Origin of the sequence: Paenibacillus forsythiae T98, assembly GCF_000520735.1 — a bacterium.
GTDB classification, from domain to species: domain Bacteria; phylum Bacillota; class Bacilli; order Paenibacillales; family Paenibacillaceae; genus Paenibacillus_AQ; species Paenibacillus_AQ forsythiae.
This window is the reverse complement of record NZ_ASSC01000005.1, coordinates 1-8108: the sequence shown is the minus strand read 5'-3', so window position 1 is coordinate 8108 and position 8108 is coordinate 1. Positions and strand designations below refer to the sequence as shown.

The 8108-nt window shown below is 49.2% G+C and carries 8 protein-coding genes; 6 read left to right on the top strand and 2 right to left on the bottom strand.

What is annotated here, in order from left to right; genetic code table 11:
* The first annotated feature begins 769 nt into the window (after nucleotides 1-769).
* On the top strand, nucleotides 770-2308 hold the full coding sequence (guaA, locus tag L692_RS0100165) for a glutamine-hydrolyzing GMP synthase (protein WP_025696085.1): 1539 nt from the start codon (nucleotides 770-772) through the stop codon (nucleotides 2306-2308).
* Nucleotides 2309-2425: 117 nt separating this feature from the next.
* Here guaA and L692_RS0100160 read toward each other — a convergent pair whose 3' ends face one another.
* Both L692_RS0100160 and L692_RS31550 read right to left on the bottom strand, forming a co-directional pair.
* Nucleotides 2426-3037, bottom strand: a complete 612-nt coding sequence (locus L692_RS0100160) for an AraC family transcriptional regulator (protein ID WP_025696082.1) — start codon at nucleotides 3035-3037, stop codon at nucleotides 2426-2428.
* A gap of 1 nt (nucleotide 3038) precedes the next feature.
* The gene (locus L692_RS31550; RefSeq protein ID WP_156940262.1) at nucleotides 3039-3188 is read right to left on the bottom strand and encodes a cupin domain-containing protein; all 150 of its coding nucleotides are present in this window, start codon (nucleotides 3186-3188) and stop codon (nucleotides 3039-3041) included.
* Between the two features lie 178 nt (nucleotides 3189-3366).
* Here L692_RS31550 and L692_RS0100150 point away from each other — a divergent pair, with 178 nt between their 5' ends.
* The 5 genes from L692_RS0100150 to L692_RS0100120 all read left to right on the top strand — a co-directional run.
* The gene (locus L692_RS0100150; RefSeq protein ID WP_025696080.1) at nucleotides 3367-5262 is read left to right on the top strand and encodes a glycoside-pentoside-hexuronide (GPH):cation symporter; all 1896 of its coding nucleotides are present in this window, start codon (nucleotides 3367-3369) and stop codon (nucleotides 5260-5262) included.
* A gap of 400 nt (nucleotides 5263-5662) precedes the next feature.
* Nucleotides 5663-6106, top strand: a complete 444-nt coding sequence (locus L692_RS0100135) for a hypothetical protein (RefSeq protein ID WP_025696078.1) — start codon at nucleotides 5663-5665, stop codon at nucleotides 6104-6106.
* 18 nt (nucleotides 6107-6124) lie between these two features.
* On the top strand, nucleotides 6125-6760 hold the full coding sequence (locus L692_RS0100130; protein WP_025696077.1) for a hypothetical protein: 636 nt from the start codon (nucleotides 6125-6127) through the stop codon (nucleotides 6758-6760).
* Between the two features lie 34 nt (nucleotides 6761-6794).
* Complete coding sequence (locus tag L692_RS0100125) at nucleotides 6795-7631, top strand: ATP-binding cassette domain-containing protein (protein ID WP_025696076.1); 837 nt, start codon at nucleotides 6795-6797, stop codon at nucleotides 7629-7631.
* A partial coding sequence (locus L692_RS0100120; RefSeq protein WP_198027680.1) for an energy-coupling factor ABC transporter ATP-binding protein occupies nucleotides 7616-8108 on the top strand: 493 nt, incomplete at its 3' end. The genes L692_RS0100125 and L692_RS0100120, both read left to right, overlap by 16 nt.

Here is an 8108-nt window from a genome sequence, read left to right as displayed (position 1 = left end):
AGGGCATGACTCCGGATTTAGGGGGCTTAGCCGAAAATACAGGTTTTTGCCCGTGAAAGCTTACATGGAGCCGACACAGCCTCGAAATTCCTGTACAATAGTAGGAAATCCCTAATAACGGATGCTTTTTCTGGAAAAAAGATGCATTCTGGCCGTTTTGCACAAGTCCTGCACAATCGCCGGACTTTCCTGCTGCCAACGAATGCCCTTTCTGGAAAAAAGATGCACTCTGGCCGTTTAGCACAAGTCCTGCACAATCGCAGAACTTTCCCGCTAACAGATGCTTTTTCCGGAATAGGATGCACTTTGGCGGCTCTGCAAAAGTCCTGCGCAATCGCAGGGCTTTCCCCCTAACAGGACACTTTTCGGGAAAAGGGACGCACTCTGGCCGTTTTACAAGACGCTGATCTAAAGCCCGGACGAGCTTGACTTGGTCCTTCCATTAATTAGCGCGGATGAAGCTCCTGCCCGATGCTCCCGGTTATAAAGGTCAAACGATGGCTCCCCAATAGCCGATTTCGAGTCCATCATGAATCCATATCCGAAGTTCATATGCCCTAAAGAGGGGCGCCAGCCAAAAGGATGAGATTCCAGTATATGATATGGGGGAGCCGAAGCTATATTTTTTGATTGTAAAGCCCACTCCGCTTATGTGAAAACTTCCTGCCAAAAGAATCCGTAAGCGATTGCTTCGCAGCCTGTCCGCCTTTCCTTGACGGTGCGAATTGTCGTTGCGTATAATGAATCCAACAATTAAGGGAGGCAAGTAATGAACAAGCCAAATGAAATTATCGTTGTTCTCGATTTCGGTGGACAATATAACCAATTAATCGCTCGCAGAATCCGGGATCTGGGGGTATACAGTGAGCTTCTGCCGTATAATACGCCGATCGAACGGATCAAGGAGCTTTCACCCAAAGGCATCGTATTCTCCGGCGGCCCGATGAGCGTATACGCCGAGGATGCGCCGCATGTCGATCCGGCCATTTATGACCTCGGACTGCCGATTTTCGGCATCTGCTACGGCATGCAGCTGATGGCCCATCAGCTGAGCGGCAAGGTCGAACGCGCCTCCAAGCGGGAATACGGCAAGGCGGATCTGAATTTTGAAGCCGGCGCCACGCTGGTCAAGGGCCTCGAAGGCAGTCAGACCGTCTGGATGAGCCACGGCGACCATGTGTCCCTGCTTCCGGAAGGCTTCAAGCTCGATGCCGGCACCGAAAGCGCGCCGATTGCGGCGATGAGCCACGAAGAGCGGAAGCTGTATGCGGTGCAGTTCCACCCGGAAGTGCGCCACTCCGTGAACGGCAACGAGATGATCAAGAATTTCCTGTATGAAGTCTGCGGCTGCGAGGGCAACTGGACGATGGAATCGTTTATTGAGGATGCTGTCCAGGATATCCGCGCGAAGGTCGGCGACAAGAAAGTGCTGTGCGCTCTGAGCGGCGGCGTCGACTCCTCCGTTGTCGCCATGCTGATTCACCGCGCCATCGGCGACCAGCTGACCTGTATGTTTATCGACCACGGTCTGCTCCGCAAAGGCGAAGCCGAAAGCGTAATGGAGACGTTCGTCGGCAAATTCGATATTCACGTGGTCAAAATCGATGCCCGCGAGCGCTTCCTCGGCAAGCTGACCGGCGTAGACGATCCCGAGCAGAAGCGCAAGATTATCGGCAATGAATTTATTTACTGCTTCGATGAGGAATCGGCTAAGCTCGGCGAGTTCGATTTCCTTGCGCAGGGAACGCTGTACACGGATATTGTGGAGAGCGGAACCGCCACGGCGCAGACGATCAAATCGCATCATAACGTCGGCGGACTGCCGGAGGACATGAAGTTCAGCCTGATCGAGCCGCTGAATACGCTGTTCAAGGATGAGGTGCGCAAGGTTGGCGAGGAGCTTGGTCTGCCTCATGCCATTGTCTGGCGCCAGCCGTTCCCGGGCCCGGGTCTTGCCATCCGCGTGCTGGGCGAAGTGACGGAGGACAAGCTGACGATTGTCCGGGATTCGGATTACATTCTGCGCGAGGAAATCGCCAAGGCCGGACTGGAAGGCGAAATCTGGCAGTATTTCACCGCGCTGCCGAACATGAAGAGCGTCGGTGTAATGGGCGACGCCCGGACTTATTCCTACACCGTGGGCATCCGCGCCGTAACGTCCATCGACGGCATGACTGCCGACTGGGCGCGCATTCCGTGGGATGTGCTGGAGAAAATCTCCGTGCGGATCGTAAACGAAGTCGAGAACGTCAACCGCGTCGTCTACGACATCACCTCCAAGCCGCCTGCCACCATTGAGTGGGAGTGACCTGATAACATAAATTGAAGTGGCTCCCCACCAAAATCCCCACCAAGAAACTTTCTTGATGGGGATTTTCTTTGTTTGGAAATCATCAAGATGAACGGAAGAGTATTTAGTGGAAAATCAAACTTTTTTTGCTTTTCTAAAAATTGTCGGTGAAACGCCAAACTTATCTTTAAATGCTCTCGAAAAGGAGTCCACATTTGAATATCCTACTTCCTCAGCAACTTCATAAACGGATTTCTCGCTGGTTTTCAGTAAAATTCTTGCTTGTTGCAGGCGATGAGCTTTTAAATATTGAACAGGAGGGACACCTATTTCTTTTTTAATAACCTGACTGAGATAGGCTGGAGCAAGGTTTATTGACTCAGCGATTTCCTGAATCGAAAGATCGAGGCGCGAATAATTATTGTGAACAAACAGTAAAAATAATTCACAATACTTTTTCTGCTGTATACTCATTGGATTAAGCAGAGCATAGTTCTTTTCCATCTTGAAATGAGCAAAGATCGAATAAAACAATGCCTGTACACTCATTTTTTCCTTCATATCAAATAAATCCATTTTCATCATTCTTTCGAATAGTTCCGGCAACTCATTATCGGGTGAAACCGTTCCAACTGAATCATGGCCATTGATCCCATTGCATAACAACAATTCCGCTACCCGGCTTCCGTTAAACCCGAGCCAATAATATTCCCATGGATTTGTTTCATCTGCTTGATAGAAATGCACCTCATACTATGTAATGCACAACGTAATTTTCTCTCATGCCCGGACCATAGCTATGCAGCGGCGCACAAATTTCATGACCTACATTAAAAAAATAGAAATCAGCAAAATAATCCTCCTTAATAAATACATTCCAATATTTTCGTTTGTTCATCGCCAAGCCTCCATTACCCAAATCTTCCAAATAAAATTACAGTCCAGCGTTACTCAAAAATTCGGAATCTTCTAAAAAAATGTAGGATTTAACAAAATTCATTCCATTCTAAGTTGAAAACGTTACCTTTACTATTTAACTGTAAAGAAATCGGATACATGCAAAGGAGATTCTTAGGATGGAAAATTCAAAAGGAAACCTCATTTCACGATTGTCTTACAGTTTTGGTGCCTTTGGGAATGACTTGCTGTTTGGATTACTCAGTACATATTTCATTATGTTTGTGACAACCCACTTGTTTAACAGTGGAAATAAGGCGCAGGATGCGAAAATGATTGGATTTATTACACTTATTATTTTCTTCTTACGGTTTGTAGAATTGGCTATTGACCCATTTATTGGAAATGCTATTGACAACACCCATACGCGCTGGGGGAAATTCAAGCCTTGGGTTGTGGTGGGAGGTGTCTTGGGACCAGCAGCTTTAGTCTTGTTATTCACAGATTTTGGCGGACTGACGAGAAGCAATCCAATACTCTATCTTATCTTGTTTGCTATTTTATATATTATGATGGATATTCTATACAGTTTCAAAGATATTGCATTTTGGTCTATGATTCCTGCATTGTCATTTGATTCACGTGAACGCGAAAAAACAGCGACATTTGCTCGAATCGGGTCAAATATTGGTGGAGGAGCAATTGGTATTGTAGTCATGCCTTTAGTGCTGCTGTTCTCACTCAATGCCAATCATGGAACAGGTGATTCCCGTGGATGGTTCTGGTTTGCGCTGATTATTGGTTGTGCCGCAGCTCTATCAGCAGTCATAGTTGGATTAGGGACAAAAGAAGTAGAATCTGATTTGCGAAAGAACAAGGAAGCAACAACTTTTAAAGGAGTCTTTCGCGTTCTTATGCACAACGATCAGCTTATGTGGTTATCGTTAGCGTATGGTCTTTACGCCATTGGGATGTCTTTAACAAACTCATTTGAACTCTACTACTTCACATTTATTTTAGGAGATGCCTCGAAATTTTCAATCCTGGCATTAATAAATACAATCGTTGGCTTGGCTGCCATTTCGATTTTTCCCACATTGGCGAAGAAATGGAATCGCCGAAATGTATTTCTGGTAGCCATTGGCTTAATGTTGATAGGCTTAGTGGTATTCAGTCTTGCGAACAGCTCTCTTATTCTTGTGCTTGTCGCAGCGGAGTTGTTTTTTATTCCACAACCATTAATCTTTTTAGTGGCTTTGATGACTATTACTGACTCAGTAGAATATGGTCAATTAAAATTAGGACATCGAGATGAATCGCTGACTTTATCTGTTCGCCCATTGTTGGATAAGCTGGCAGGAGCGATTTCAAACTTAGTTGTCGGGATCACGGCTGTAGCGGCCAGTATGACAGCAGGAGCCACAGCTGCAACGATCACGAACCATGATCGCTTTATCTTTAAATTCGCCATGCTTGGCGTCCCGGCAATATTCATTGTGGTGGGTGCGTTTGTCTTTTTCAAAAAAGTGAAACTCGATGAAAAAATGCATGCTTCAATCGTTGACGAGCTGGAGAGAACTTGGGCAAAGGACTTTGATAGCCAACCGAATTCCAAAGCTGAACTATCTTATTACGCCCCGGTCGCCGGTGAAGTGATTCCCCTTGAACAAGTATCGGATGCAGTATTTTCGACGGGGTCAATGGGGAGAGGATTCGCAATTAAACCAAGTGATGGGAGAGTTTACGCGCCATTTGATGGCGTAGTTGAGGCGGCATTCTCAACGCGTCACACTGTTGGTCTTGTCTCCGAAAATAAAATTGCAACCTTGATTCATATCGGGATTGGAACTGTTAAGATGAATGGAACTGGTTTTATCACTTATTTCGAACCAGGGCAACGTGTTTCACAAGGGGAGCTTCTAATTGATTTCTGGTCTCCAGCCATTAAGAAAGCCGGATTAGATGATACGGTTATTGCGGTAATCACGAATTCTGATCATTTATCTGAATTTGAAATTGAAAATAAGAGTGAGGTTACAAAAGACGACATTGTTTTGACCTTGGCGAAAAAATAAGAGGATAAGATCATGAGACCTTGACCTTCCAGTCAAAGCATGCTTTATGCTCCCGTCTGATTTCAGGCGGGGGCTATTTGGCGTTTGCAAGGCTTCTCATCGCGGGTGATAAGACAGAGCTTTGGAGAGAGTTGATGAAGGAGGGGCCCAAGCCGCGAAGCTTGCTGAGGGGGCTTTAGTGCTGCATTTTTTGTCTCGTTATGTCAAGTATTATGTCGTAAAAACGAATATTTATTGTAATGATGAACAGAAACGTCAAGATTTTTGTCGAAAATATAGCAAAATATATATTGATATTATTATTTATATTCATATAATGATATGGAGTGATAAATGATGATATTTAATATAACATGATATGTTTTATACATATATCGATATAAAGAGAGTGTGGTGTGTTATGTCATCTCTGACGAAAAGAATTATTGCGGGATTCATTGTGATCGGCTTGCTCATTCCGACTGCCTATTATGCCGAAAGGCATGACCGGGAAAAGGGGATTCAATCGGGCAAGGTCATCTCCGTGAAGGACGGGAATGGAGAGCTGGTTTCGCTGATGGGCACCGACGTTATACGGGCGTTGTCGAAGCAGCAATTTCCGGGTGACGGGCAGGCCAAGGGTCCGACCCTTCTGTATGTAATCGGGGCCTCGGGCCTGACCGGTTATTCAACCATAGAGGTGACGGGGCTGGAGGGCGAGCAGCATTTTCAGGCGGGCAGACAGGAGCTGGATGATTCGTACGTGCTTGTCAGCAATGACAGGGGTACGGTGTCGCTGGTTCAGCGTTCCTCGCCGGAGCGGGTGCTGGTTGATGAGATTAGCGTAATAAGCAAGATAAATTAGAGCGTGAGGCGGGATAACGTGGCAAAGACCAATGCGGCAATGACGGATTTGACAGAAAAAAATGATCCCCCATCCAAGGGGGCGGGCTCCGCAAAGCCGACCGGCGCGGCGGACATCACCCGGCGCTTCCTGTTCCGGCTGGGGCTGGCGGATGTCATTCGCTTTACGATGTTTGGTTCCATGGTGGCTGTCACCAACGACGTCACGCGGATTCCGATGCAGCTGCCGGGCCATACGAGCGTCTGGTGGATGGGGATTCTGATTCTGGGCAAGGGATTGATTCCGAAATTTGGCGGCGGCATCATCATGGGCGCGGTTTCGGGAGTTCTGGCGGTGCTGCTCGGTCTTGGCAAGGAAGGCATCTTTATCTTTTTCAAGTATTTCATACCGGGATTGCTGCTGGATGCGCTGGCGCCCATTTTTTTCAACAGGCTGAACAATCCATTTGTCGGAGCGATCTGCGGGGCGCTGATTAGCTTGTCGAAGCTGGCTGCGGCGCTTGCCCTCGGGGTGCTGCTGGATTTGCCCATGGGCTTCATGGCGATGGGGCTTGGCTACTCCGCGGTTACGCATATTGTTTTCGGAGGTATCGGAGGGGCGCTGGCTTCGTTCCTCGTCAAGCGGCTCAAGCCGCGGCTGACTAGCTGGGAATAAATGAATAAAGTGCATGACGGAAGGGAGCATCCTTATGGGCAGCGGGTTCATTGAAGCGGTTGACGTGTCAAGAGAAGCGAAGCTCCCCGATGAAACGCAGGTCCGTATCTTGAATAGCATCTCGTTGCGGATCGACCAGGGCGAGTATGTGGGAGTGGCGGGAAAGAACGGTTCAGGCAAAACCACTCTGGCGCGGCTGATGAACGGGCTGATCGTTCCAAGCTCAGGCACGGTGCTCATTGATGGAATGGACACGGCCAATCGTCGCGACTTACTTGAGATCAGGCGCAGAACGGGCATGATTTTTCAGAATCCGGATCATCAGATTGTAAGCTCGGTGGTGGAGGAGGATATCGCTTTCGGTCCTGAAAATCTGAACCTGTCTCCGGAAGAGGTCGCGGAGCGTACAGAGTGGGCCATGAGCATTGCCGGTGTGACAGAGCTGAGGGGGAAGGACCCGAGCCGTCTGTCCGGGGGGCAGAAGCAGCGCGTAGCCATTGCCGCCATTCTGGCGATGAAGCCCTCCCATCTTATTCTGGACGAGCCAACCTCCATGCTTGACCCGTGGGGAAGACAGGAATTCATGGAAGCTGTAAGCAGGCTGAACCGCGAACTCGGGCTGACGGTTGTGCTCATCTCCCACCATGCGGAGGAATTGCTGCAGACGGACCGGCTTATTGTGCTGGATCAAGGAGAAGTGGCGGCCGACGGGAAGACGTGGGAGGTGCTCGCGGAGTCTGCCCGTCAGGACAAATGGGGAATCGGTCTTCCGGATATCCCGTTTCTGGTTCAGGGCTTGAAGCGGCGGGGCGCGGATATTCCGGAGGGGATTATCTCGGTAGAGGGGCTGGTGGAATGGCTGTGCCGGTAATGGAGTTCGACCGGGTCTGCTTCCGGTATAGTGACGGGAATTCAGGCGGGAGCTGGGCCTTGGATCAAATCAGCTTCTCGGTGGAAAAAGGGGAGTTCATCGGCATTGTGGGAGCCAATGGCTCGGGAAAATCCACGTTGGCGCAGTTAATGAACGGCCTTCTCTGTCCGCACTCCGGACGGGTGACGGTGCTGGGCGGCGATACTTCGGACAAGCGCTGCAGGGAGCGTCTGTGGATGAAGGTGGGGCTTGTGTTCCAGCAGCCGGAGCAGCAGCTTTTTGAGGAGACGGTATTTGCCGATGTCGCTTACGGATTAAAGAATATGGGGGCAAGTCCGGCTGAAGTGTCCTCGGGTGTGCAGGCGGCGCTTCGCGCGGTAGGGCTGGAGCCTGGGGAAGTAGGGAAGCTGGCCCCGTTGGCCCTTAGCGGAGGACAGCGCCGCCGGACGGCCATAGCGGGGGTGCTGGCGATGAAGC

Coding starts and splice junctions, on each gene's coding strand:
- guaA (WP_025696085.1), top strand. CDS start 770: ATGAACAAGCCAAATGAAATTATCGTTGTTCTCGATTTCGGTGGACAA.
- L692_RS31550 (WP_156940262.1), bottom strand. CDS start 3,188: ATGAACAAACGAAAATATTGGAATGTATTTATTAAGGAGGATTATTTT.
- L692_RS0100150 (WP_025696080.1), top strand. CDS start 3,367: ATGGAAAATTCAAAAGGAAACCTCATTTCACGATTGTCTTACAGTTTT.
- L692_RS0100135 (WP_025696078.1), top strand. CDS start 5,663: ATGTCATCTCTGACGAAAAGAATTATTGCGGGATTCATTGTGATCGGC.
- L692_RS0100125 (WP_025696076.1), top strand. CDS start 6,795: ATGGGCAGCGGGTTCATTGAAGCGGTTGACGTGTCAAGAGAAGCGAAG.